The following is a 23,254-nucleotide window of genomic DNA, read 5'->3' as shown; positions in this document are numbered from 1 at the left end:
ATGGTTCAGGCGATTGTCTTTCTGCCTCTGCTGGGCGCCATCCTTGCTGGCCTGATCGCGCTGTTCGGCGCGCATGCCCGCAACCCCTCGGGCGACGCGGTCGAGCATCACGGCGATCATGGCCACGGCGACGCGCATGCGTCGGCGGCCCATGACGACCATGGTCACGACGATCACGCTCACGATGACCACGGCCATGGCCCGGACGAGCCGCCGGCCGCGGGCTCGCGGGGCGCCGAGCTGATCACGACCGCGCTGCTGTTCGTCTCGGCGGCGCTGTCCTGGATGACGCTGGTCGATGTCGGCTTCATGCACCACGACATGCGCATTCCGCTGTTGCCCTGGATCATGTCGGGCGACCTCCAGGTCTACTGGACGCTGCGGGTCGACACGCTCACCGCCGTGATGCTGGTGGTGGTGACGACCGTGTCCTCGCTCGTGCACCTCTATTCCATCGGCTACATGGACGAGGATCCGTACCGGCCGCGCTTCTTCGGCTATCTCTCGCTGTTCACCTTCGCCATGCTGATGCTGGTGACGGCCGACAACCTCGTGCAGCTGTTCTTCGGCTGGGAAGGCGTGGGTCTCGCCAGCTATCTCCTGATCGGCTTCTGGTACCAGAAGCCGTCGGCGAACGCGGCGGCGATCAAGGCCTTCGTGGTCAACCGCGTCGGTGATTTCGGCTTCGCGCTCGGCATTTTCGCGATCTTCATGCTGACGAGCTCGACCGATTTCGAGACCATCTTCCATGCAGCTCCGAGCCTGACCGGCAAGACCATCGACTTCCTCGGCTGGCACGCCGACGCGCTGACCCTGACCTGCCTCCTGCTGTTCATGGGCGCGATGGGCAAGTCGGCGCAGTTCCTGCTGCACACCTGGTTGCCGGACGCGATGGAAGGCCCGACCCCGGTCTCCGCGCTGATCCACGCCGCGACCATGGTCACCGCCGGCGTGTTCATGGTGGCGCGCCTGTCGCCGCTGTTCGAACTCGCCCCGAACGCGCAGGCCGTCGTGATGTTCTTCGGCGCCACCACGGCGTTCTTCGCCGCGACCATCGGCCTCGTCCAGAACGACATCAAGCGCATCGTCGCGTACTCGACCTGTTCGCAGCTCGGCTACATGTTCGTGGCGATGGGAGCAGGGGCCTATTCGGTCGGCATGTTCCACCTGTTCACGCACGCCTTCTTCAAGGCGCTGCTGTTCTTGGGTTCCGGCTCGGTGATCTACGCGATGCACCACGAGCAGGACATCCGCAACATGGGCGGCCTCTGGCGCAAGATCCCCTACACCTATGCGGTGATGGTGATCGGCACGCTGGCGCTCACGGGCTTCCCGCTCACGGCGGGCTATTTCTCCAAGGACGCCATCATCGAGTCCGCCTACGCCTCGCATAATCCGTTCGCGATGTACGGCTTCCTGATGACGGTCGTCGCCGCCGGCCTGACCTCGTTCTACTCCTGGCGCCTGATCTTCAAGACCTTCCACGGCGAGCCCCATGACGAGCATCACTACGAGGCCGCGCATGAGGCCCCGCTCTGGATACTGATCCCGATCGGCGTTCTCGCGGTCGGCTCGATCGTCGCGGGCTTCCCGTTCAAGGAGCTGTTCGCCGGTCACGGCGTCGAGGAGTTCTTCCGCGAGTCCGTGAAGATGAACCCGCACATCATCGAGGAGATGCACCACATCCCCGAGACCATCGCCATCCTGCCGACGGTGATGATGGTGCTGGGCTTCCTGGTGTCGTATCTGTTCTACATCCGCCGGCCGTATCTGCCGGTCGAGCTCGCGAACACGCAGCCGATGCTGTACCAGTTCCTGCTCAACAAATGGTACTTCGACGAGCTCTACGAGGTCATCTTCGTCCGTCCGGCGAAGTGGATCGGCTACCAGCTCTGGAAGAAGGGCGATGGCTTCATCATCGACGGTCTCGGTCCCGACGGTATCTCGGCCCGCGTGCTGGACGTCACCCGCAACGTGGTGAAGATCCAGACCGGCTATCTCTATCACTACGCGTTCGCCATGCTGATCGGCGCCGCCGGCCTGATCACCTGGTTCATGTTCGGCTTTGGAGGCCAGTAAATGACAACCTGGCCAATCCTTTCGGTCACGACGTTCCTGCCGCTGGTTGGCGCGCTGATCGTCTATCTCAGCCGAGGCGATGACGAGGCGGCCCGGCGCAATGCGCGCTGGATCGCGCTGTGGACCACGCTGATCACCTTCGCGGTTTCGGTGATCCTGGTGATGCGCTTCGATCCGTCGAGCGCCGACTTCCAGTTCGTCGAGAAGGCGAACTGGCTCGCCACCGGCATCACCTACCACATGGGCGTCGACGGCATCTCGCTGCCGCTGGTGATCCTGACCACCGCCATCATGCCGTTCTGCATCATCGCGAGCTGGAAGGCGATCACCAACCGCGTCCGCGAATACATGATGGCGTTCCTGATCCTGGAAACGCTGATGATCGGCACCTTCTCGGCGCTCGATCTCGTGCTGTTCTACCTGTTCTTCGAGGGCGGCCTGATCCCGATGTTCCTGATCATCGGCGTCTGGGGCGGTCCGCGCCGGGTCTACGCGTCGTTCAAGTTCTTCCTCTACACGCTGCTCGGCTCGGTGCTGATGCTGCTCGCCATCATGGCGCTGTACTGGAATGGCGGCACCACCGACATCCCGACCCTGATGCACACCGCCGTGCCGCGCTCCCTGCAGACCTGGGCGTGGCTCGCCTTCTTCGCCTCGTTCGCGGTGAAGATGCCGATGTGGCCGGTGCACACCTGGCTCCCCGACGCCCACGTCGAGGCGCCGACCGCGGGCTCGGTGGTGCTGGCTGCGATCCTGCTGAAGATGGGCGGCTACGGCTTCCTGCGCTTCTCGCTGCCGATGTTCCCCCTGGCCTCGCACGACTTCGCGCCGCTGATCTTCACGCTCTCGGCCATCGCCATCATCTACACCTCGCTGGTGGCGCTGATGCAGGAGGACATGAAGAAGCTGATCGCGTACTCGTCAGTGGCGCATATGGGCTTCGTCACCATGGGCATCTTCGCCGGCACCATGCAGGGCGTCGCCGGCGGCGTGTTCCAGATGATCTCGCACGGCATCGTCTCCGGCGCGCTGTTCCTCTGCGTCGGCATCGTCTACGACCGCATGCACACCCGCGAGATCGCGGCCTATGGCGGCCTCGTCAACCGGATGCCGCTCTACGCGCTGACCTTCATGATCTTCACCATGGCCAATGTCGGTCTGCCCGGCACCTCCGGCTTCGTCGGCGAGTTCATGACGCTGCTCGGCACCTTCAAGGTCTCGATCCCGACCGCGTTCTTCGCGACCTTCGGCGTGATCCTGTCGGCCTGCTACGCGCTGTGGCTGTACCGCAAGGTCGTGTTCGGGGCGCTGGTCAAGCCGTCGCTGGCGAGCATGAAGGATCTCACTTTCCGCGAGTGCGTGACGCTGTTCCCGCTGATCGCGCTGACGATCCTGTTCGGCGTCTATCCGAAGCCGGTGCTCGATATGTCGGCCGTCTCGGTCCAGCAACTCGTCAACAATTACAACACCGCTGTGACGGCCGTGAAGGCCGCCGCACTGCTCCAGTGATCGGGCAGGTCAGGATATCGCCATGAGCTTTGAGACTGCAGGTTATCAACTGGCGCCGGTGCTGCCCGAGATTGTGCTCGCGGTCGGCGCCATGGCACTCTTGATGCTGGGGGCCTATCGCGGTCAGGAGACCACCAGGACCGTCACGACGCTTTCGGTCCTGCTGCTGGTCGTGGTCGGCGTGCTCGTCTACGCACAGCCTGCGGGCAAGCACGTCACCTTCGGCGGCAGCTTCATCGTCGACGATTTTGCCCGCTTCATGAAGATCCTGGCCCTGATCGGCTCGGCGGTGACGCTGGTGCTGTCGACCGAGTTCCTGTCGGACCCGTCGCGCCGGATCTTCGAATACGCGATCCTGGTGCTGCTCTCGACGCTCGGCATGATGGTGCTGATCTCGGCCGGCGACTTGATCTCGCTCTATCTCGGCCTCGAGCTGATGTCGCTCGCGCTTTATGTCGTGGCGGCCTCGAACCGCGACAACGCCAAGTCGACCGAAGCCGGCCTGAAGTACTTCGTGCTCGGCGCGCTGTCCTCGGGCATGCTGCTCTACGGTTCTTCGCTGGTCTACGGCTTCACCGGCACGGTCAGCTTCACCGGCATCGCGGCGGCCGCGACGGTCTCGAATATCGGCCTGGTGTTCGGCCTGGTCTTCCTGCTCGCCGGCCTCTGCTTCAAGGTCTCGGCCGTGCCGTTCCACATGTGGACGCCTGACGTCTACGAGGGCGCGCCGACGCCGGTCACCGCCTTCTTCGCCTCGGCGCCGAAGGTGGCCGCGCTCGCCGTTTTCACGCGCGTTACGCTGACCGCGTTCCCCGGCATCGTCTCGCAGTGGCAGCAGATCCTGGTGTTCGTGGCGATCGCCTCGATGGCGCTCGGCTCTTTCGCCGCGATCGGCCAGTCCAACATCAAGCGCCTGATGGCTTATTCCTCGATCGGCCACATGGGCTTTGCCCTGGTCGGCCTCGCCTCCGGCACCGTCGAGGGCGCGCAGGGCGTCTTGATGTACATCGTGATCTATGTGGCGATGACGCTCGGCTCGTTCTCGGTCATTCTGGCGATGAAGCGCAACGGCCAGGCCGTCGAGAAGATCAGCGATTTCGCCGGTCTGTCGCGGACCAATCCGCTGCTCGCCTTCATGTTCGCGATGCTGCTGTTTTCGCTCGCCGGAATCCCGCCGCTCGCCGGCTTCTTCGCCAAATGGTACGTCTTCGTCGCCGCCATCAAGGCGAACCTGTTCACGCTCGCCGTCATCGGCGTGTTGACCAGCGTCGTGGGCGCCTACTACTACCTGACCATCGTCAAGACGATGTACTTCGACGAGCCGGCCGGTCAGGTCGATCCGGTGCGCGTCGAGGTGAAGACTGTGCTGGCTGTCTTTGGCCTGTTCAACATCCTCTTCGCGCTGTTCGCGGGCCCGGTGGTGAGCGTCGCCTCCGCCGCGGCAAAGTCGCTGTTTTAGGATGGGGTTCGCGCTCGGTCCTCGCGCACTCTCGGCGGGCTACAAGCTCGCAGCTTTCGAACGGACCGGCTCGACCAACACCGACGCCATCGAGCACGCGCGGGCCGGCGAACGCGGCCCGATGTGGTTCGTCACCTCCGACCAGACCGCCGGTCGTGGCCGGCGCCAGCGCGCCTGGATCGCGCCAAAGGGCAATCTCGCCGCGAGCGTCCTCGAGGTGCTGGATATTGCGCCTGCGGTTGCCGCCACCATCGGGTTTGCGGCGGGGCTTGCGGAAGAGGCTGCCCTGGAGAAGGTCAGCCTCGAGGCCGCGCTCCGGCTTGGTCCTGAGCGGCCCAGATACGCCCTGAAATGGCCGAATGACGTCCTCGCGGGCGGCAAGAAGCTGGTCGGCATTGGCCTCGAAGCCGAGGCCGTCGGCGATCGTCTCGCCGTCGTCGTCGGCATCGGCACCAACGTCGTGGCGGCGCCGGAGGGGACGCCGACGCCGGCCGTGTCGCTGGCCGCACTCGGCGTCCAGATCAGCGCGGAAGAGCTGTTCTCGGCGCTGTCCGACGCCTGGGTCGAGTTCCTCGGCATCTGGGACAATGGCCGCGGCTTTGCGGAGATCCGCAAGCTGTGGTTGGAGCGCGCCTGCGGCCTCGGCGAACGGGTCGCGATCAACACGGGAACGATGACGCTGGAAGGCATTTTCGACACCATCGACGACACCGGCTGCCTGATCGTCCGCACCGTTGACGGCCGACGCCTCCCGGTGGCGGCCGGCGAGGTGTTCTTCGGCTCGGCCGCCTCCGTGGGAGCTGCGTGATGGCGAAGCCTGACGAACTGGTATTTGCGCCGCTCGGCGGCGTCGGCGAGATCGGCATGAATTTGTCGATCTACGGCCTCGGCAACCGCCAGCAGCGCGCCTGGCTGGCGGTCGATCTCGGCGTCTCCTTCGGCGACGAGGAGCATCTGCCGGGCATCGACCTGATCATGCCCGACATCAGCTTCCTGGAGAAAGAACGCAAGAATCTGATGGGCCTAGTGCTCACCCACGCCCATGAGGACCATTTTGGCGCCATCATCGACCTCTGGCCGAAGCTGAAATGCCCGATCTATGCCACGCAGTTCAGCGCGGCGCTGTTCGAGGCCAAATGCGCCGCCGAGCGCAACGCGCCGAAAATCCCCGTGACGGTGGTGCCGTCGGGCGGCCGCGTCGATATCGGCCCGTTCAACGTCGAGTTCATTCCCGTCGCGCATTCGATCCCGGAAGCGCACGCGCTGGCGATCCACACTGACGTCGGCACGGTGCTGCACACCGGCGACTGGAAGATCGACCCGACCCCGACGCTCGGGAGCCCGACCGACGAGAAGCGGCTGCGCGAACTCGGCGAGGAGGGCGTGCTCGCCCTGATCGGCGATTCCACCAACGCCGTGCGTGACGGCCGCTCGCCCTCGGAAGCCGAGGTCGCGCGAACCATCATCGATCTGGTCAAGGCCGCCAAGGGCCGCGTCGCGGTGACGACCTTCGCCTCCAACGTCGCGCGCATCAAGGCCGTCGCCGCCGCGGCCAGGGCTGCCGATCGCGAGGTCGTCGTGGTCGGCCGCGCCATGGAGCGCGTGGTGCAGGTCGCGCGCGAGACCGGTTATCTCGACGGCGTGCAGAATTTCCGCTCGCCCGAGGTCTACGGCCATCTTCCGCAGGACAAGGTGCTGGCGCTGTGCACCGGCAGCCAGGGCGAGCCGCGCGCGGCGCTGGCGCGCATCGCCAATGACGACCATCCCGAGATCACGCTCAACCGCGGCGACAGCGTGATCTTCTCCTCGCGCACCATCCCGGGCAACGAGAAGGCCGTCGGCTCGATCATCAACAATCTGGTGCTGCAGGGCGTCGAGGTCCTTACCGACCGCGACCATCTGGTCCACGTCTCCGGCCATCCCCGCCGCGACGAATTGCGCGACATGATCGCCTGGACCAAGCCGCAGCTCCTGATCCCCGTCCATGGCGAGGCGCTGCACCTGAACGAGCATGCCAAGCTCGCGCGCGCCGCCGGCGTGCCGCGCGTCCTGGTCGTTCGCAACGGCGACCTGATCAAGCTCGGCCCGGGTGATCCCGGCATCATCGGCGAGGTGCCCTCCGGCCGGATCTACAAGGACGGCACGATCTTGGAGGACTCCAAGTCCCGCGCCGTGGTCGAGCGCCGCCGCATGGCTTTCTCCGGCTGCGCCTTCGTCGCGGTCGCGATGACGGAGCAGGGCGAGCTTGCCGACGATCCCGAGGTCGATCTCGTCGGCATTCCCGAGAAGAACCGGGACGGCGAGCCCTTCGACGACCTCGTCTTCGATGCCGTGGTCTCCACCATCGAGGGCCTGCCGAAGGCCCGCCGCCGCGATGCGGATGCCCTGGCTGAGTCGGTGCGACGCGCTGTCCGGGCCGTCATCAACGAACATTGGGGCAAAAAGCCCCCCTGTCTGGTACACGTCCTGACGGTGTAGTTGAGCATGGTCTTCGGATCATGCGCTGAGGGAGAAGAAACATGCTGGGTCGCCTCAACCACGTCGCGATCGCGACCAAGGACGCCGTCAAGTCCGCGAAGATCTATGGCGCGGCGTTCGGGGCGCAGATCTCGGAGGCGGTCGCGCTGCCCGAGCATGGCGTCACCACCGTGTTCGCGACGCTGCCCAATACCAAGATCGAGTTCATCGAGCCGCTCGGCGAGGCCTCGCCGATCGCAAAGTTCCTCGAGCGCAATGCCGACGGCGGCATCCACCATATCTGCTACGAGGTCGTCGACATCATCGCCTCGCGCGATACGCTGGTGAAGGAGGGCGCGCGGGTGCTCGGCGACGGCGTGCCGAAGATCGGCGCCCACGGCAAGCCGGTGCTGTTCCTGCACCCGAAGGACTTTTCCGGGGCGCTGGTCGAAATCGAGCAGGCGTAGGGCGCCGGATCATGGCCATCCAGATATCGACCGCGCTTGCGATCTACTTCGTCATCTGGTGGATCGCGCTGTTCCTGACGCTGCCGTTCGGCGTGCGCAGCCAGCACGAGGACGGCGTCGGCGCGCCCGGCACCGACCCCGGCGCACCGGTTCTGACGCGGATGAGAGGCAAGCTGATCTGGACCACGATCATCTCGGCGATCATCTACGGGATCGGCATCGCCGCCTATCATGCCGGCTATCTTTCGATCGAGCGCTTGTCCAAATTGATGGGAATGCCGTTCTAGACGTTTTTGCCGACAATATTGCTTTGGGGGAAACGAATGACTTTTCAGCGGATCGTCATCGCGCTTCTGGTGCTGATCGTCGCCGGCCTTGGCGCCATCGGCTATTTCGAGTGGAAGATGGCCGTGCAGGTCCGAACGCTGAAGGCGTTCGTCGAGGGCTCTGTCTTCAACGAAGCCGTGATGGCCTGCGAGCAGGCCAAGAGCTCGACGCCGTTTCGATGGAACGGGGGCAAGAGCACCTCGGTGATCGGCCTGAACTCGGTCAAGCTGGACAAATACACCGTCAGCGCCAGCTACACGCTGGTGGCGGACAGCGTCTATTGTGATTACGATCCCATCAAAAGAAAGGCCGAGATCGGCTCGAGCTTCCTGGAGCGGGAGTAACGATCCGGCCATGCCAAGAGCATGATCCGGAAAAATGCGAAGCGGTTTTCCGATAAGATCGTGCTCAAATATCATGGGGTGGGATCGTCATGACCGACGCGGGGGACTACCGGATTCTGCATGAGGCGGCCTTGCGGGACCATCTCGCGGGCATTCCCGACCTGAAGGCACTCATCGGCGGCGAGCCGGCCGCCTGGGGCATCACCGAGGTCGGCGACGGCAATCTCAATCTCGTCTTCATCGTCAAGGGCGCGCGCGGCGGCGTCGCCGTGAAGCAGGCGCTGCCCTATGTCCGCCTCGTCGGCGAGAGCTGGCCGCTGCCGCTGTCGCGGGCCCATTACGAATATCTCGCCTTGTCGAAGCAGGCCCAGCTCGCGCCCGGACTCGTGCCGGCCCTGCTGCACCACAACGAGACGCTGGCGCTGACGGTAATGGAGCTGCTCGAGCCCCACATCATCATGCGCAAGGGGATGGTCGCCGCAACGCAATATCCCGGTTTCGTGGACGACATCACCACCTTCATGGCGCGCACCCTGTTCTTCACCTCCGACCTCGCGCTGTCGGCGGCCGAGAAGAAGCAGGGCATCGCCGCCTTTGCCGGCAACCACGCGCTGTGCAAGATCACCGAGGATCTGATCTTCACCGATCCCTACCGGATTGCCGAGCAGAACCGGTGGACCGCGCCTTATCTCGACGGCCTGGCCGCAGAGCTGCGCGATGACATGGAGCTGCATGTCGCGATCTCCCGGCTGAAGCTGAAGTTCATGGCAAGCCCCGAGGCGCTGCTCCACGGCGATCTCCACACCGGATCGATCATGGTGACGGAGAGCCAGACGCGGGTGATCGATCCCGAATTCGCGTTCTACGGCCCGATGGGATTCGACGTCGGCGCCGTGCTCGCGAACCTCCTGATGGCCTATTTTGCCTCCGCCGGCCACGAGCGTACGCCGGGTGAACGGCAGGCGTTCGAAAGCTGGGTGCTGGAGACGGTCGATAAGGTCTGGAACGAGTTCGCCCGCAAGTTCCTCGATCTCTGGCGCGCTGGCGGCGCCGGCGACGCCTATCCGGCCTCGCTCTTCGCCGGCGAGAAGGGCGCCGCATGCCTGGAAGCCGAGCGGCAGGCTTACATGCAGCGGCTGTTCGCCGACACCGTCGGCTTCGCCGCCGCCAAAACCCTCCGCCGTATCTTCGGCCTGGCCCACAACATCGACTTCGAGCTGATCGAGGACCCGAAGAAGCGCGCGATCAGCGAGGCCCGCGCCGTGCGGCTCGCGCGGGCGATGATGGTGGAGACGGGAGCATTTCGGACGATTGCTGACATCACAGGCGCCGCGCGAAAACTGCGCGATTGGCAGCCGGAGTTTGCGAACGGCTAGAGGCCGATGCGCTTCAATAAAGGCGCATCGGCAGCAGGACGCCGTCCGTGCCGGCCAGCAGACCCCAGGTCTCGTTGGCCGCGACCTCGAACTCCCGGATCTGGACCGTGCCGCCCTCGACCTTAAGGGTGACCTTGTACTTGCCGGGCGGCAGATCGATCTTTTGGCTGTCCGGTATTTCGGCTGCGGCGGAGTCGGAGTGCGCCAGTTTCTCGCCGGCGTGCGCCGCCAGCTTGACGGTCTGGTCGGCGACGGTGATGACCGCCGCCTCGTCCGACTTGTTGCCGAGCATCAGCTTTGCCTGCCTCGGCCTCGGCAGGAGGCCGGCATTCGCGATACCCGGCTTGCGCAGCGAAAGTTCGGCGATTGTCCTGTCGTCCTGACGGGAAAGCCGGACCAGGACCGGTCCACGGGCCGTCGTGAAGGTGATCACGGCCCGGTCCGGTTCGACCACCGTCTCGATCCAGCCACGCTTGCCGAGCTCGGCGCGATAGAAGCCGAGCACAGCCGTGAGATCGCGCGGGGTCTCGGCGTAGACTGACGCGATGAACGGCGAATTCTTCGCCGTAGCGATGCTCCAGCTTTCGGGCAGTGGCAGACCGGTGCCCTGGGAAACCCTGGCTTCGAAACCCGCACCTGCGCCCCGTGCGACCGCTCTGACGGGGATGCCGAGCAGTCGTTCGACGAAATTATCCGGAGTGTCATGGCCCCGGACCGCCCACCACGTCTCGTCAAGATAGTCGTTCACGCCGGTGGTGCGACTCCAGCTGAACCGGATGCTGTCCGCCTCGCTGTACCGGCCGAGGCTGGCCGCGACCGGGCTTGCCAGCACGGCCGTGGCGGCGAGCAGTCCGCCCGCGAGCAAGATACCTAGCGTTCGGCGATTCATTTTTTCCGCGATCCCTGGGGCTCAGATAACGATCCTGAGCTTGGTCGCGTTGATCGCGAAAAATGTTCACTGGTCCCGGTCGTTCGATGACGCACCGCGTCAATCGGCGGCTTGCACCGCTTGGGACGCAATCCGGCCTCCGAGGGTCTCGCGAGCGCTGCGTTCCGGAACCCGTCGCCATCAAAACGAAGCTTGCGTTCGACGGGCTACGAATGATCAAATCCCTGATCGGAATGCCTGCGTTGTTGGGGGACACATGATGTTCAGGATGATCGCGATCGTCGCTGGTTTGGGGCTGGCGCTCGCCACCTCGGCGGAGGCCCAGGCGCCGCGCAAGGGCGGAACCATCCGCATGACGGCGCCCTACGGTTCGAGTTTCACGAGCCTCGACATTCACACCACACAGCGCGCCCAGGACGAGATCTACGCCAAGGCGCTGCACCGGTCGCTCTACATCTGGAATTCCGCGGAGGGCAAGCCGGTTCTGGAGCTCGCCAAGGAGGACGTGGTCTCGGGCGGCGGTCTCGTTCACACCTTCAAGCTGCGCGACGACGCCTATTTCCACAACGGCCGCAAGATGACGGCCGACGACGTCATCTGGTCCTACAACCGCATCATGGACGGCACCAAGGCCTATCCCGGCGCGCGCTTTGTCCGGGTGATCGAGGGCGCGGCCGCGGTCGAGAAGGGTCAGGCCAAGGAGATCTCCGGCCTGAAGAAGATCGACGACTTCACCCTCGAGATGAAGCTGACCGAGAAAGTCGATCCAGGATTCTACTTCTTCACAGCGCTCACCTCGATCTATCCCGCCGACGAGGCCGCCAAGGAGAGCTTCATCCAGAAGCCGATTGGTCTCGGGCCGTTCAAATTCGTCGAGCACGTGCCGGGATCGCGCATCGTCCTGGAGCGGTGGGACCGGTTCTACAAGACCGGCAAGCCCTACGCCGACAAGGTCATCGTGTCGATCATGGCCGAGGCCGCAGCGCGCGATGTCGCCTTCCGCAACAAGGAGATCGACACCTCGGTGCTGGGACCTGCGCAATACGTCGCCTATCAGTCCGACGCCGACCTCAAGGGCACCATCGTCGAGGTCGCCGAGGTCTTCACGCGCTATATGGGCATGAATCCCTCGTTCAAGCCGTTCACCGACAAGCGCGTCCGGCAGGCGATCAATTACGCGATCGATACCGACCTGATCATCAACAAGCTGGTCAAGGGCAAAGCCTATCGCGCCACCAGCTGGCTGCCGTTGACATCTCCAGCCTACGACAAGGCGATGAAGCCTTACCCCTACGATCCCGCCAAGGCCAAGCAGCTGCTCGCGGAGGCCGGCTATCCCCAGGGCTTCGAATTCGAATGGACCACCAGCCAGAATGAAAGCTGGGGCTTGCCGATCGTCTCCGCCGTGATCCCGATGCTGGACAAGGTCGGCATCAAGGCGAAGGTCAAGCAGGTCGAGACCGCGGTGCTGGCCGAGGTGGTGCGCAGCGGCGACTATCAGGCCTTCATCTATTCCCAGGCGACCGGCCCGGATCCCCAGGCCGCGCTCAAATGCTTCCACTCCTCGACGCCGCAGCCGGCCTGCAACTACATGAACTACAAGAATGCCGATTTCGACAAGCTGATCGATGCGGCAGGGCAGACCGACGATCCCGCAAAGCGCACCGAGCTGCTGCAGAAGGCCAATGCGCTGCTCTATGAGGAAGCGCCGGTCTGGTTCTTCAACTACAACAAGGCGGTCATGGCGGTGCAGCCGTGGCTCAAGGGCGTTCAGCTCAATGCGACGGAGCTGACCCATCAGAACGTCGAAGACCTCTGGGTCGACGAGACCTCGCCCGCGAAGTGACACGCGCTCTCGCGCTCCCTCCATCGCGACGAGCGGTGGGGGGAGAGAGGAAAAGCCTGGATGCTCTCGTTCCTGCTCCGCCGTCTGCTGCAAACCATTCCGACCGTGCTCGCCGTCGTGCTGCTGGTGTTCGTGCTGTTCAGCGTCGTTCCCGGCAGCATCGTCTCATCCATGAGCGACGACAGCGATCCCCAGGTCGAGCTGCGCATGAAGAAGCAGCTCGGCCTCGACGATCCCCTCTATTGGCGTTTCGGCGCCTACATCGCCAAGCTCGCGACCGGTGACTTCGGCACCTCGTTCCGGACCCGCGAGCCTGTCACGACCATGATCGCCAAACGGGCCTGGCCGACGCTGCAGCTCATCTTCACGGCCATGACGTTTGCGATTTTGATCGGTGTTCCCCTTGGTTTCATCGCAGCGCTGAAACCCGGGGGCATCGTCGATACGCTCGCCATGGTGCTGGCGGTGTCGGGCCTTTCCATTGCCAAATTCTGGCTCGGATTGGTGCTGATGTATCTGTTTGCGTTGAAGCTCGGCTGGCTGCCGAGCTTCGGCTATGGCGATGGAGGGCTGAAATATCTGCTTCTGCCGGCCGTGACGCTCGGCGTCTCGCCGATGGCGCTATTTGCCCGCACGACGCGCGCCGCGGTCCTCGAGATCATGACCGCTGATTTCGTCCGCACCGCGCGCTCGAAGGGCATGAGCGAGACGCGTGTGGTGAAGTGGCACGTGATGCGCAACGCGCTCGTCATCATTCTCACCACTGTCGGCCTTCAGTTCGGCGGGTTGATGGGGCAGGCGGTCGTGGTCGAGAAACTGTTCTCCTGGCCGGGCATCGGTTCGCTGCTCGTCGACAGCGTGCTCCAGCGCGACATTCCCGCCGTCCAGGGCTCCATTCTCGTGGTGGTGCTGGCCTTTCTCGCGATCAATCTGCTGATCGACGTGCTCTACGGCGTGATCGATCCCAGGATCAGATACGCATGAAGCTCCGCGCCAATCTCATCATCGGTGGCGCGCTGTTCGCGCTCGCGATCCTGGTCGGCCTGCTCGCGCCCTGGCTGGCGCACACCGATCCCGTCCTGGACGCCAACCTCATGAACGCGGAGGAGCCTCCGAGCTGGACCTGGTGGTTCGGCACCGACGACCAGGGCCGCGACATCTATTCCCGCGTCGTCTACGGCGCCCGCGTCTCGCTGACCGTCGGCATCGTCTCGCAGCTCATCAACAGCGTCATCGGCGTCGCGCTGGGCTTGAGCGCGGGCTATTGGGGCGGCTGGTGGGACGATTTCGTCAACGGCCTGACCAATCTGATGCTCGCGATCCCCTCGCTGATCTTCGCGCTCGCGATCATGGCGGTGCTTGGCCCCGGCCTCACCAGCCTGCTGATCGCGCTCGGCCTGACCAACTGGTCCTTCACGTGCCGGATCGCCCGCGCGTCGGCGCTGTCGCTCCGGAGCCAGGGCTATGTCCAGGCGGCAACCGTGCTCGGCTACGGCGATCTGCGGATCATGATCACGCAGCTGCTGCCGAACATGCTCGGCCTCGGCGTCCGTCCGCCGTTTCCGAGCTGGGGCAGCATGTTGTCGGACGCCCGCGACCAGATCACGACGGCGCCGTGGCTCTCGGTGTTTCCTGGCCTTGCCATCTTCCTGACGGTGCTTGGCCTCAACCTGCTCGGCGATGGCCTGCGCGACATTCTCGATCCACAATCGCGGAGCCGGCGGACATGACCGGCGCGCCGCTGATCGAAGTCGAGGATCTGCGCATCGATCTCGACGATGGATCGAGGCGCGTTGCGGCGGCCGAGGGCATTTCATTTCGCATTGATCGCGGCGAGACGTTCGGCCTTGTCGGCGAATCCGGCTGCGGCAAGAGCATCACGGCGCTCGCCTTGATCGGCCTGTTGCGGCAGCCGCTGTCGATCGGCGGCGGCGTCATCCGGTTTGAGGGACGGGAGATCCAGCACCTTTCCGCGGCCAGGCAGCGGGAGCTGCGCGGCAATCGCATCGCCATGATCTTCCAGGAGCCGATGACGGCGCTGAACCCGGTCTCGCCGGTGGGCCGGCAGATCGCCGAGATGTTCGTGCTGCACAAGGGCAAGAGCTGGCGGGAAGCCAACCAGCTTGCGGTCGAGGCGCTGGCGAGCGTCCGCGTCCCCGCACCCGAGCGACGCGTCAACGATTACCCGCACCAGCTGTCCGGCGGCATGCGTCAGCGCGTCATGATCGCCATCGCCCTCGCATGCGGTCCGGACCTCCTGATCGCCGACGAACCGACCACCGCGCTCGACGTGACGGTGCAGGCGGAAATCATCGAGCTGATGCGCAATCTGTGCGCCGAGAGGGGGACGGCGATCCTGATGATCAGCCACGATCTCGGCCTCGTCGCCAATGTCTGCCGCCGTGTCGCCGTCATGTATGCCGGCCGCATCGTCGAGGAGCGCGGCTCTGCCGATATTTTCCGGGCGCCTTCGCATCCCTATACGCAGGGCCTGGTCGCCTCGCTGCCGCGGCTGGGCAGTCGGGCCGCGCTTGGCCGCACCAGGCTTAAGGAGATCGCGGGCGTGGTTCCAGCCATCACGAATTTCCCGGATGGCTGCCGGTTCAATCCGCGCTGTACGCAGGCCACCGAGATCTGCCGCACGGTTGCGCCGCAGACGGATTTGCTGGAGGCCGGCGGTTTCGTCCGGTGTTACCACCATGCATGAGCCGCAAGCCATGCAGGGGGAAGCGAGGCCGGACGACGACCTCATTCTCAGCATCGAGGATCTCGCGGTTCATTTTCCGATGGGGGGCGGCTGGCTCGGCCGCGGCCGGCGGGTGCTCCGTGCCGTCGACGGCGTCGATCTCAGGCTGAGACGAGGCGAATGCCTCGGCCTTGTCGGCGAGTCCGGCTCGGGCAAGTCGACCGTCGCATTGTCGATCCTGGGTCTGTTGACGCCGACGCGCGGCCGCATCGTGCTGGACGGGCAGGTGGTGACCAACAGGCAATCCGGCGACCGAAAGTCGCTGGCCCGCACCGTGCAGATCGTTTTTCAGGATCCCTACGCCTCGCTCAATCCCCGCCAGACCGTCCGCCGCACGCTGGAAGATCCCCTGCGTGTGCATGGCGTGACCGCAAAAAGTGAGATCGAGGACCGTGTTGCGACGATGCTGCGGCATGTCGGCCTGCGGCCGGAACAGGCCGACCGCTATCCGCATGAATTCTCCGGCGGCCAGCGCCAGCGCATCGGGATTGCGCGCGCCCTGATCCTCAATCCCAGGATCGTCATCTGCGACGAGCCGGTGTCGGCGCTCGACGTCTCGATCCGCGCCCAGATCATCAATTTGCTGCTGGAATTGAAGGACACGCTCGGTCTTTCCTACATCATGATCAGCCACGACCTCGGCGTCGTCGAGCACATGAGCGACCGCGTCGCCGTCATGTATCTCGGCCGCATCGTCGAGAACGGCCACTGGCGCGAAATTTTTGAGCGCCCGGCGCACCCCTACACGCAAGCCCTGATCGCGGCCATCCCCGATCCGCTGCACCATGCACCGTTGGCGACGACAGGGGGCGACCTTCCCAACCCGCTCAATCCGCCGAACGGATGCGCCTTCAGCCCGCGTTGCCGGTACGCGGAGGCCGTGTGTCGCCACGAGCCCGGTCCGGTGCTGGAAACGCGCGCCGATGGACATGAGGTGAGGTGCTGGCGGGCTGACGAGATTGCTGGGCAGACGCAATTGGCTTCGACCGAGGGCGGGCATCCCTAAGGATGGAAGGCGCGTCCGTCGCGGTCAAAAGCGTCGCTCCAGCGGCCCGCTAGTCACGTCCGGTCTGTCCTGACAGGCGGACGATTTTTGGGATCCGCCCATGGGCCATCGCGTGGGGTTGATCCTTGGCGCGGTCCAATCGCGTACCGCCCTATTTTCATGTGTGCTACATGGTTGGGTAGCAAGCAGGAAAGGCAGATCATGACTGACGATCAGGTCAATCTCGTCGTTCAGCACCTTTGCGAGCAATTGCACTTGGCGCTCCGGTTGAAGGGCAGCGAAGCACATCCACCAAACGCCAAAGATATTGGATTCGATCCGGCCTCTGTGAGAACCGTATTGCTAACCGGCTTGCGTTCGGCGGGTGTCACGACCCACCACGAGGCGGTCGGGAAGAGCGAAGAGCCGCCGTGGTCCTAAACACAAAACGCGGGACAGAAGCCCCGCGCCGATGTCTCAGCTGGGTCAGCAGCAGACAAATCCACGACAGCGTCCATAGGTCCGTTAAGGGCCAACAACCGACGTTCGATATATCGTCCGTTCGCATCCCGGAACCGCGTCGCGGACGCCGTAGTTAACTGCTCGATTGTATTCGCTTGACAAACGGCGGTCTCCATTGACCATCGAGGATGTTGCTCCCGCCCAGTAGACGCGGATGTAAAGCGAGAACTGGCCACTCGCAGGCAGCCAGTTGCTCTCTTTGTCTACTTGTCTACGCTCGGTGATTTTGGCACCAGCGCGCAGCGTCAACGAACCGTCCCGACATTGAACGTTCGCTTCGCAGGGAACGTTGGCGGCATCTTGCCGCTCGCCTCAGCGCCAGGTTGCCGGTTCGCAGGGAGGCTTATTAAACGGACCTCCGGCATAATTGCCAACGTCTGGAGCCCGGACACAGTGAACGACGTTGGAGGTAGGGACGACTGCACCGCTTTTGTCGCGCCACGCCGACCTACGCCAGCTTGCCGGTTCGCAGGGAGGCTTATTGAACGGCCCTCCGGCAAAACTGCCAACGTCTGGAGCCCGGATGCAGTGAACGACGCGGGACGGATGGACGGCTGCGCCGTTTTGGTCGTACCACGCGGCCATGGCCGGATTAGCGAACATGGCCGCGGCGATCAGTCCTACCGAAGCAAGCTTCCTCATTTGCGCGTCTCCTTATGTGTCAATGATTGAACGACTGACTATCCTTTGCGGCTCATTCCTACCGAAGAGACTGCAAGCAACATTTTGCGGTATCGACTATGCACATCATCAAGGTTGATCTATATCAACTTCGCCCGAATACGGCGGCTGATGACCGCTCTGGGTCAAACTACGAAAAACTCAACCTGAGCAAATTCAGTCCGCTATGCCCTATTGATCGGACCTCAATGAGGCGTGCCGTCACTTCGCTGATGGGCCCAATTGCAGACAAGCTTTGTTGAGGAGCCTTCGAGAAGCTCATCAAAAATCAGCGCCGAGGTCATGCGCTACGGCAGCTACCGACCGCCTCGCCACGCAGTTAGGCGCGGGATCCAACGCGGCACATTGATGCAGAACGCTTCGTATTCCGCGCCGAATGACCTTTTTAGCGTCGGCTCTTCGTAGCCCACGACAAAAAGGTGGAAGGCGAGCCAGACGACTGCGCCGTAGGCGAACAGCCCCCAATCGCCGAACAGGAGCGCCTGGCCGAAAATGACGGCGGCGACCGCCACATAGATTGGATTGCGCACATAGCGATAGAGGCCGGTAACGACGAGATGTTGGGTCGGGGCGATCGGCGCCGGCGTGCCGAGCCCCTGCAGTGCGAAACGCGCGAATGAATCCACGAGCCCGGCTAAGCCGGCAAGAATTAGCGCGGCGCCGACGAAGCGCGTGAGCTCGACGCCGAGAAACGGCAACCTGAACTCCCAGCGTGAAATCCACCACGGGACCACCCCAGCCACCACGCAGGGCGCGAACACGAAGAAGATGGCGGTGCCGATGACAGCAGCAGTTCTTGGCATAGACACGATCCGTTCCCTGCTATTTTAACACACCGCACCGGGAGCGCGTCAGGTCCGCCTTGGGTCATGAACGACAAAGCTTGAACTGAGCACAATAGGTCTGCTTTCGGGCAAATTGCCACCAATCCGCGCTCGTTGTCCTGACAATGAGTGCAGCTAGCGCGCTACGGCGCGGAAGGCCCGGCGCGGACAACACCGGTGTTTCTGCTATAGTGCGATGTTCGAACTTGCGGGGCGGCTGCTTCAAGGGTTGAAATCATGCACAGAGCATCTGGATCATTACTACTTGCCTTCGTTTTTATTCTATTTGCTCCGCAAGTGCGGGCGCAGCAGATTCCGGCCGAAACCGTTCAGGGAATGCTTGCGGCCCAGATACGCACGCAAGGCTTCACTTGCGAAAAGCCACTCGGCGCAAAGAAGAACACGAAGGCGTCTCGACCTGATCGCGACGTTTGGGTTCTTAGATGCAGCAACGCCATGTATAAGATCACGCGGGTTCCCGATATGGCGGCGAAGGTCGAACCGCTGCCGTGAGCTCGGTGGTCTCTACGGGACCAGCGCCATGATGGACTTGTGCCGGTGTTTTGCCCGACGTCTCAAACGTCCTGGCGGCGAGGGCTCAAGCCATGCCTCACGGTCGCCTTAGCTTCCGCTGATGCCGACCAGACGCGGGCGGCGGTTTGCGAGCGGGTTCTCGGCTGGCAGGGCGCGCAGCCAGTCGCGGAAGCTGACGATCTCGGGGCAATCCGCGGTGCCTTCAGGCGCGATCAGCCAATCACCGAGGCCTGATCCCTCATTGACCCGGTCGCAGCGATAGCCCGGATGGCGGCCGAGACCGCGGGCGATCAGCAGGTCGACCTTGCCCTCGACCAATTCGTGCAGGCCGGCCGGCTGCAGCACCCGCAAACCGATCTCCGCATGGGCGCTGCGAAACTCCGCCAATTCGAGCCGGCGCAGGTCGAAGCTGCCATGGACCCCCAACTGCAGCAGCACCGCGCCCGCCGGCTTCAATTGCGAGGTCGCCTCCGCAATGTGACGAAAACCTTCGGAGACCCCGGGCAGATAGGCCTGACCGGCCGCGGTGAGAATGAGCTGCTTATGCAGCCGCTCGAACAGCTGCACGCCGAGGCGTGCCTCCAGCGCCTTCACCTGCTGTCCCACGGCGGCAGGTGTCACGTGCAGCTCGTGCGCGGCCAACTTGAAGCTGAGATGCCGGGCGGCGGCCTCAAAAGCGCGGAGCGCGTTGAGCGGGGGAAGGGCGTAGGTCATCGCGGCTCGCAGTTTGACACCGATGGGCCTTGGCCTTGCAATAGATTTTCTTGCGCTGAACCGCAGCAACAATGCTTTGCGAAGCAGTGATGTCGCCGGATACGGTCGGCCCGCAATCCGGAGACCCCCAATGCCCCGTCGTTTAGATCATCTCGTCATTTGCGTCCGCGATCTGGAACAGGCTGCGCTGGATTGGCAGCGGCTTGGCTTCAACCTCACGCCGACCGGTGTGCATCCGTTCGGAACCAGCAACCGCCTGGCGCAGTTCGCCGACAATTTTCTGGAGTTGCTGGCCGTCACCGACAATGCGTTGGTGCCGCCAGCCACGCCGGGCCATTTCAGCTTCGCGGCCTACAACCGCGATTTTCTTGAGACCGCCGAGGGGATGTCGATGCTGGTCTTGCACAGCACCGACGCCCACGCCGATGCCGCGCGTTTCAGGGCCGACCGCATCGGCGATTATGCGCCGTTCGATTTCGGCCGCGACGCGGTGCTCCCGGGCGGAGGCACGGCGCGCGTCGCGTTTTCGCTAGCCTTTGCCACCGATCCCGCCATGCCCGGGATCGCGTTCTTCACCTGCCAGCAGCGTCACCCGCCGGAACTGTTCTGGAAGGCGCAGTATCAGCGTCATCCCAACGGCGCCCTCCGCGTGGTCGAGGTAGTGATGTCGGCGGCGGAGCCGGTGGCGCATCGAGATTTCCTCGAGCGCCTCACGGAAAGCGCGGCCGAGCTTGCGCCCGGGCGGCTGACGATTGGTGAGCGCGGCAATCAGATCACCTTGCTCGGCCCGTCCGAACTGGCGCGTCGGCTACCGGGCCTCGCGAACAGCGCTTCGCCGCGCTTTTGCGCGGCGCGTCTGGCGGTCGCTGATCTGGATGCGACAGGGCGAACACTGAAACACAACGGCGTCGGCTTCGCGATGACCGGTGCCGTGCTGTTGGTGCCACCCGCCACCGCGCATGGTCTGGCGCTCGAATTCGTCGAACAGGAGGCAAACTGACATGGCTCACATCGTCAACCACAATCCCGCAACGGTCCATCCTCCCGCCGGCGGTTACAGCATGGGACTTGAATTGACGCAGCATCGCCGACTGTTGTTCGTCAGCGGCCAGGTGCCCGAGAAAACCGACGGCACCGTGCCCGAAGGTTTCGAGGCGCAATGCGAGCAGGCCTGGCGCAACGTGATCGAGGTGCTCGCCGCCGCGGGGCTTGGCGTCGAGCATCTGGTCAAGGTCACCACGTTCCTGACTGACCGGACTCAAGTCGTGACCAACCGCACCATTCGCAGCAAGGTGCTCGGCGAACATCGGCCCGCGCTGACGGTCGTGGTCGTCGAGACCGTTGACAGCAAATGGCTACTCGAGATCGAGGCGATTGCCGCGGAATGAAGCCAGCTTCGCCAACCCTGCAATGAGCCCTCAGGTGTCCCATGGCTGAGAACATCCATCCCTTCTACCAGACGCATCGGAGCGCAATGGAGGTCGCCATGCGCGATCGACTCGACCTTGCCGAAGCGATGCTGCGCGAGCGCACGCATCTCACCGACATCGACGGGATCAGGCGGGAGGTGATGGACGAATTCGAGATTGTCCTCACCCAAATGCCCTATGTCGGCGGCGCGGCAAGCCGCATGAGCGATTTCTTCATGCGTCTCATGGGTTTTATGGCCATCAGCCGGGTGCTGCGACGACACGGCGTGCCGGTGCCTGTGATTGGCGAGATCGAGCGAGACACCTACAAGGCGCAATTGCTGACTGCGCCCGAGGCGGAGCGTCTCGCCTCGGGGCGGCAATTCATGTCGCCGGAGAACCAGGCCTTGCTGCGCGAGCAGGCGGCAAGGAGCGTTACAAAAGCGCATCAGGAAGAGTTTCCTGAAGACTTCGTTTACGATTTCGTCGAGCCGGGTCCGCAAGACAGCTTCGAATTCGGCATCAACTACAAGGCCTGCGGCTTCTGCAAGCTCGCAGCGCGCCACGGGGACAAAGACATCCTGCCGAACATCTGCGGCCTCGATTTCGTCGCCTACGCAGCGCGCGGCATCCGCCTGGAGCGCACACAAACATTGGCGGGCGGCGCGAGCCACTGCAATTTCCGCTTCTCGCGGCTACCGCCGGATTAGGCCATGAACCCATAAATCGGCCGCGCTCACGGCTCGCGAAAGTCCGCTATGCCTCGGTGGCGATCAAATTGCGCATCGCGTGCCTTGAGCCAGATCAAGGTAGAACTTCAGGCCGGCCATATCCTCAATGCTTGCCGACGTGGCGATGCAAAGTAGTTTGCGGCAGTGTGCCCGTCCTTGCGCTGGATCACGACATTGCAGGGAGATCGCCGATGATGGAGCCGCGCAATCGAGTTGTTCAAGTCAGCCTCTTCGGTGATCCCGAGAGGCTGGAGGTGGTCGACGCTCCCTTGCCGACCGCCAGCCGGGGCGAGCTGCGGGTCCGTGTACTTGCGTCGAGCCTCAACTACACCGAGGTCTTGATCAGGCGCCATCTATACCCGCAAACGATGGGCCTCCGGCCGCCGTTCGTAATGGGCTACGACGTGGTCGGGGCAATCGATCAGCTCGGTGAAGGCGTGCACGACTTTCGGATTGGCGACCGCGTGGCCGACATGACGGTGGTCGGGTCAAACGCCGACTATCGCACGCTTCGGGCGAACGACGTGGCCCGCGTGCCGGAGGGCGTAGACGCGGCGGAGGCGGCCACACTGATCTTGAGCTGGACGACCGCGTACCAGCTTCTGCACCGCGCGGCCCGGGTCCAGCGAGGCCAGCGCGTGCTCGTGCACGGCGCCGCCGGCGCCGTCGGCCAGGCGCTGCTCATGCTCGGGAGATTGGCCGGCATCGAGCTGTGGGGCACCGCGCGCGGCGAGCACATGGCGCTCGTCCGAGAGCTAGGGGCAACGCCGATCGACTACAAGCATGATGACTTCACGCGGGTCCTGCCGGGCGGGTTCGACGTTATCGTCGACGGCGTTGGCGAAGACGGCTATCGCCGCTCATACGCGGCGCTCAAGCCAGGCGGCCTGCTCTGTGCCATCGGTTTCTCGGCGAGCGTGCAAGCACAGCGTCGCATGCTCCCTATCGTGATGGAGATCGCGCGCCTTTACCTGTGGAGATTGTTGCCCGGCGGCAAGCGGGCCCGGTTCTACTCAGTAAATGCCATGCGGGCGCGACATCCCATTTGGTTCAAGGAGGACTTGGAGCGTCTGTTCGGGCTTTTGGCAACTGGTGCCATCCGGCCGCGCATCGCCGAGCGGATCTCCTTCGACGAGGTCGCCGATGCTCACCGTCGCCTCGAGACTGGTGGCCTCGAGGGCAAGCTCGTGCTGTGCCCGGATCTCTCGTCGCGACACAACCAGCGCGCCGCCTGAAACGGCGCTCCAGACATGTATCCGCGGATAGATTCCTGGATTGCTTCGCTGCGCTCGCAATGACGGAGTTTGGGTCGCGGTCCTGAGCCCATCGGCCTTAAAGGCACGGCGCCATGATGA

23 protein-coding genes are annotated in these 23,254 nt (G+C 64.0%); 20 read left to right on the top strand and 3 right to left on the bottom strand.

Features of this window, described 5'->3' with window-relative positions; genetic code table 11:
- The 9 genes from nuoL (at nucleotide 1) to mtnK (ending at nucleotide 10,018) form a co-directional block, all read left to right on the top strand.
- On the top strand, nucleotides 1–2,079 hold the full coding sequence (nuoL, locus tag J4G43_RS29550; RefSeq protein WP_208087130.1) for an NADH-quinone oxidoreductase subunit L: 2,079 nt from the start codon (nucleotides 1–3) through the stop codon (nucleotides 2,077–2,079).
- Nucleotides 2,080–3,588: an NADH-quinone oxidoreductase subunit M gene (locus J4G43_RS29545; protein ID WP_135216787.1), complete on the top strand. Its 1,509-nt coding sequence runs from the start codon at nucleotides 2,080–2,082 to the stop codon at nucleotides 3,586–3,588.
- 22 nt (nucleotides 3,589–3,610) lie between these two features.
- On the top strand, nucleotides 3,611–5,047 hold the full coding sequence (gene nuoN / locus J4G43_RS29540; RefSeq protein WP_085400356.1) for an NADH-quinone oxidoreductase subunit NuoN: 1,437 nt from the start codon (nucleotides 3,611–3,613) through the stop codon (nucleotides 5,045–5,047).
- Between the two features lies 1 nt (nucleotide 5,048).
- Nucleotides 5,049–5,855, top strand: coding sequence for a biotin--[acetyl-CoA-carboxylase] ligase (locus J4G43_RS29535; RefSeq protein WP_208087129.1), 807 nt, complete (start codon nucleotides 5,049–5,051; stop codon nucleotides 5,853–5,855).
- The gene (locus J4G43_RS29530; RefSeq protein WP_135216789.1) at nucleotides 5,855–7,525 is read left to right on the top strand and encodes a ribonuclease J; all 1,671 of its coding nucleotides are present in this window, start codon (nucleotides 5,855–5,857) and stop codon (nucleotides 7,523–7,525) included. Before J4G43_RS29535 ends, J4G43_RS29530 begins: the two co-directional genes overlap by 1 nt.
- 41 nt (nucleotides 7,526–7,566) lie before the next feature.
- On the top strand, nucleotides 7,567–7,971 hold the full coding sequence (gene mce / locus J4G43_RS29525; protein WP_028149063.1) for a methylmalonyl-CoA epimerase: 405 nt from the start codon (nucleotides 7,567–7,569) through the stop codon (nucleotides 7,969–7,971).
- 11 nt (nucleotides 7,972–7,982) lie between these two features.
- Nucleotides 7,983–8,258 (top strand): DUF1467 family protein, encoded by a 276-nt coding sequence (locus J4G43_RS29520; protein WP_038943027.1) that lies wholly within the window; start codon nucleotides 7,983–7,985, stop codon nucleotides 8,256–8,258.
- A 36-nt stretch (nucleotides 8,259–8,294) separates the two neighbouring features.
- Entirely contained in the window at nucleotides 8,295–8,642 is a 348-nt protein-coding gene (locus J4G43_RS29515) for a hypothetical protein (protein ID WP_135216790.1), read from the top strand.
- Between the two features lie 89 nt (nucleotides 8,643–8,731).
- Complete coding sequence (mtnK, locus tag J4G43_RS29510) at nucleotides 8,732–10,018, top strand: S-methyl-5-thioribose kinase (RefSeq protein ID WP_208087128.1); 1,287 nt, start codon at nucleotides 8,732–8,734, stop codon at nucleotides 10,016–10,018.
- Nucleotides 10,019–10,031: 13 nt separating this feature from the next.
- Here mtnK and J4G43_RS29505 read toward each other — a convergent pair whose 3' ends face one another.
- Entirely contained in the window at nucleotides 10,032–10,907 is an 876-nt protein-coding gene (locus tag J4G43_RS29505) for a hypothetical protein (RefSeq protein WP_208087127.1), read from the bottom strand.
- Between the two features lie 256 nt (nucleotides 10,908–11,163).
- Between J4G43_RS29505 and J4G43_RS29500 the strand changes: the two genes are divergently transcribed.
- The 6 genes from J4G43_RS29500 to J4G43_RS29475 all read left to right on the top strand — a co-directional run bounded on the left by J4G43_RS29500 (nucleotide 11,164) and on the right by J4G43_RS29475 (nucleotide 16,925).
- Nucleotides 11,164–12,753 carry an ABC transporter substrate-binding protein gene (locus J4G43_RS29500; RefSeq protein WP_208087126.1) on the top strand — a complete coding sequence of 530 codons (1,590 nt, stop codon included), beginning with the start codon at nucleotides 11,164–11,166 and terminating at the stop codon, nucleotides 12,751–12,753.
- Between the two features lie 60 nt (nucleotides 12,754–12,813).
- Nucleotides 12,814–13,737, top strand: coding sequence for an ABC transporter permease (locus tag J4G43_RS29495; RefSeq protein ID WP_063982990.1), 924 nt, complete (start codon nucleotides 12,814–12,816; stop codon nucleotides 13,735–13,737).
- On the top strand, nucleotides 13,734–14,483 hold the full coding sequence (locus J4G43_RS29490; protein ID WP_208087125.1) for an ABC transporter permease: 750 nt from the start codon (nucleotides 13,734–13,736) through the stop codon (nucleotides 14,481–14,483). Before J4G43_RS29495 ends, J4G43_RS29490 begins: the two co-directional genes overlap by 4 nt.
- The gene (locus J4G43_RS29485; RefSeq protein WP_208087124.1) at nucleotides 14,480–15,460 is read left to right on the top strand and encodes an ABC transporter ATP-binding protein; all 981 of its coding nucleotides are present in this window, start codon (nucleotides 14,480–14,482) and stop codon (nucleotides 15,458–15,460) included. Before J4G43_RS29490 ends, J4G43_RS29485 begins: the two co-directional genes overlap by 4 nt.
- The gene (locus J4G43_RS29480) at nucleotides 15,453–16,505 is read left to right on the top strand and encodes an ABC transporter ATP-binding protein (RefSeq protein WP_208087123.1); all 1,053 of its coding nucleotides are present in this window, start codon (nucleotides 15,453–15,455) and stop codon (nucleotides 16,503–16,505) included. Before J4G43_RS29485 ends, J4G43_RS29480 begins: the two co-directional genes overlap by 8 nt.
- 201 nt (nucleotides 16,506–16,706) lie before the next feature.
- Complete coding sequence (locus tag J4G43_RS29475; RefSeq protein WP_063982993.1) at nucleotides 16,707–16,925, top strand: hypothetical protein; 219 nt, start codon at nucleotides 16,707–16,709, stop codon at nucleotides 16,923–16,925.
- A 1,058-nt stretch (nucleotides 16,926–17,983) separates the two neighbouring features.
- On the opposite strand, the gene J4G43_RS29470 is transcribed toward J4G43_RS29475, so the two are convergent.
- Nucleotides 17,984–18,490, bottom strand: a complete 507-nt coding sequence (locus tag J4G43_RS29470; RefSeq protein WP_135217340.1) for a methyltransferase family protein — start codon at nucleotides 18,488–18,490, stop codon at nucleotides 17,984–17,986.
- Between the two features lie 258 nt (nucleotides 18,491–18,748).
- Here J4G43_RS29470 and J4G43_RS29465 point away from each other — a divergent pair, with 258 nt between their 5' ends.
- Entirely contained in the window at nucleotides 18,749–19,024 is a 276-nt protein-coding gene (locus J4G43_RS29465; RefSeq protein ID WP_167767920.1) for a hypothetical protein, read from the top strand.
- A 108-nt stretch (nucleotides 19,025–19,132) separates the two neighbouring features.
- Here J4G43_RS29465 and J4G43_RS29460 read toward each other — a convergent pair whose 3' ends face one another.
- Nucleotides 19,133–19,759 carry a LysR family transcriptional regulator gene (locus J4G43_RS29460; RefSeq protein WP_208087122.1) on the bottom strand — a complete coding sequence of 209 codons (627 nt, stop codon included), beginning with the start codon at nucleotides 19,757–19,759 and terminating at the stop codon, nucleotides 19,133–19,135.
- A 130-nt stretch (nucleotides 19,760–19,889) separates the two neighbouring features.
- Between J4G43_RS29460 and J4G43_RS29455 the strand changes: the two genes are divergently transcribed.
- From J4G43_RS29455 to J4G43_RS29440, 4 genes are all read left to right on the top strand, one after another.
- Nucleotides 19,890–20,759 carry a VOC family protein gene (locus J4G43_RS29455; protein ID WP_208087121.1) on the top strand — a complete coding sequence of 290 codons (870 nt, stop codon included), beginning with the start codon at nucleotides 19,890–19,892 and terminating at the stop codon, nucleotides 20,757–20,759.
- A gap of 1 nt (nucleotide 20,760) precedes the next feature.
- Nucleotides 20,761–21,147, top strand: coding sequence for a RidA family protein (locus J4G43_RS29450; protein ID WP_063982996.1), 387 nt, complete (start codon nucleotides 20,761–20,763; stop codon nucleotides 21,145–21,147).
- A 41-nt stretch (nucleotides 21,148–21,188) separates the two neighbouring features.
- On the top strand, nucleotides 21,189–21,878 hold the full coding sequence (locus J4G43_RS29445; protein WP_208087120.1) for an L-2-amino-thiazoline-4-carboxylic acid hydrolase: 690 nt from the start codon (nucleotides 21,189–21,191) through the stop codon (nucleotides 21,876–21,878).
- Nucleotides 21,879–22,090: 212 nt separating this feature from the next.
- The gene (locus tag J4G43_RS29440; RefSeq protein WP_208087119.1) at nucleotides 22,091–23,134 is read left to right on the top strand and encodes a medium chain dehydrogenase/reductase family protein; all 1,044 of its coding nucleotides are present in this window, start codon (nucleotides 22,091–22,093) and stop codon (nucleotides 23,132–23,134) included.
- The last annotated feature ends 120 nt before the right edge of the window (nucleotides 23,135–23,254 follow it).

Origin of the sequence: Bradyrhizobium barranii subsp. barranii (assembly GCF_017565645.3) — a bacterium.
In the GTDB taxonomy this organism is placed as follows: Bacteria; Pseudomonadota; Alphaproteobacteria; order Rhizobiales; family Xanthobacteraceae; genus Bradyrhizobium; species Bradyrhizobium barranii.
This window is presented reverse-complemented; position numbering and strand designations above follow the sequence as displayed.

What these genes read in the sequence shown, in the direction of transcription:
- nuoL (WP_208087130.1), top strand. Translation starts at nt 1, where the DNA reads ATGGTTCAGGCGATTGTCTTTCTGCCTCTGCTGGGCGCCATCCTTGCT.
- J4G43_RS29545 (WP_135216787.1), top strand. Translation starts at nt 2,080, where the DNA reads ATGACAACCTGGCCAATCCTTTCGGTCACGACGTTCCTGCCGCTGGTT.
- nuoN (WP_085400356.1), top strand. Translation starts at nt 3,611, where the DNA reads ATGAGCTTTGAGACTGCAGGTTATCAACTGGCGCCGGTGCTGCCCGAG.
- J4G43_RS29535 (WP_208087129.1), top strand. Translation starts at nt 5,049, where the DNA reads ATGGGGTTCGCGCTCGGTCCTCGCGCACTCTCGGCGGGCTACAAGCTC.
- J4G43_RS29530 (WP_135216789.1), top strand. Translation starts at nt 5,855, where the DNA reads ATGGCGAAGCCTGACGAACTGGTATTTGCGCCGCTCGGCGGCGTCGGC.
- mce (WP_028149063.1), top strand. Translation starts at nt 7,567, where the DNA reads ATGCTGGGTCGCCTCAACCACGTCGCGATCGCGACCAAGGACGCCGTC.
- J4G43_RS29520 (WP_038943027.1), top strand. Translation starts at nt 7,983, where the DNA reads ATGGCCATCCAGATATCGACCGCGCTTGCGATCTACTTCGTCATCTGG.
- J4G43_RS29515 (WP_135216790.1), top strand. Translation starts at nt 8,295, where the DNA reads ATGACTTTTCAGCGGATCGTCATCGCGCTTCTGGTGCTGATCGTCGCC.
- mtnK (WP_208087128.1), top strand. Translation starts at nt 8,732, where the DNA reads ATGACCGACGCGGGGGACTACCGGATTCTGCATGAGGCGGCCTTGCGG.
- J4G43_RS29505 (WP_208087127.1), bottom strand. Translation starts at nt 10,907, where the DNA reads ATGAATCGCCGAACGCTAGGTATCTTGCTCGCGGGCGGACTGCTCGCC.
- J4G43_RS29500 (WP_208087126.1), top strand. Translation starts at nt 11,164, where the DNA reads ATGATGTTCAGGATGATCGCGATCGTCGCTGGTTTGGGGCTGGCGCTC.
- J4G43_RS29495 (WP_063982990.1), top strand. Translation starts at nt 12,814, where the DNA reads ATGCTCTCGTTCCTGCTCCGCCGTCTGCTGCAAACCATTCCGACCGTG.
- J4G43_RS29490 (WP_208087125.1), top strand. Translation starts at nt 13,734, where the DNA reads ATGAAGCTCCGCGCCAATCTCATCATCGGTGGCGCGCTGTTCGCGCTC.
- J4G43_RS29485 (WP_208087124.1), top strand. Translation starts at nt 14,480, where the DNA reads ATGACCGGCGCGCCGCTGATCGAAGTCGAGGATCTGCGCATCGATCTC.
- J4G43_RS29480 (WP_208087123.1), top strand. Translation starts at nt 15,453, where the DNA reads ATGCATGAGCCGCAAGCCATGCAGGGGGAAGCGAGGCCGGACGACGAC.
- J4G43_RS29475 (WP_063982993.1), top strand. Translation starts at nt 16,707, where the DNA reads ATGACTGACGATCAGGTCAATCTCGTCGTTCAGCACCTTTGCGAGCAA.
- J4G43_RS29470 (WP_135217340.1), bottom strand. Translation starts at nt 18,490, where the DNA reads ATGCCAAGAACTGCTGCTGTCATCGGCACCGCCATCTTCTTCGTGTTC.
- J4G43_RS29465 (WP_167767920.1), top strand. Translation starts at nt 18,749, where the DNA reads ATGCACAGAGCATCTGGATCATTACTACTTGCCTTCGTTTTTATTCTA.
- J4G43_RS29460 (WP_208087122.1), bottom strand. Translation starts at nt 19,759, where the DNA reads ATGACCTACGCCCTTCCCCCGCTCAACGCGCTCCGCGCTTTTGAGGCC.
- J4G43_RS29455 (WP_208087121.1), top strand. Translation starts at nt 19,890, where the DNA reads ATGCCCCGTCGTTTAGATCATCTCGTCATTTGCGTCCGCGATCTGGAA.
- J4G43_RS29450 (WP_063982996.1), top strand. Translation starts at nt 20,761, where the DNA reads ATGGCTCACATCGTCAACCACAATCCCGCAACGGTCCATCCTCCCGCC.
- J4G43_RS29445 (WP_208087120.1), top strand. Translation starts at nt 21,189, where the DNA reads ATGGCTGAGAACATCCATCCCTTCTACCAGACGCATCGGAGCGCAATG.
- J4G43_RS29440 (WP_208087119.1), top strand. Translation starts at nt 22,091, where the DNA reads ATGATGGAGCCGCGCAATCGAGTTGTTCAAGTCAGCCTCTTCGGTGAT.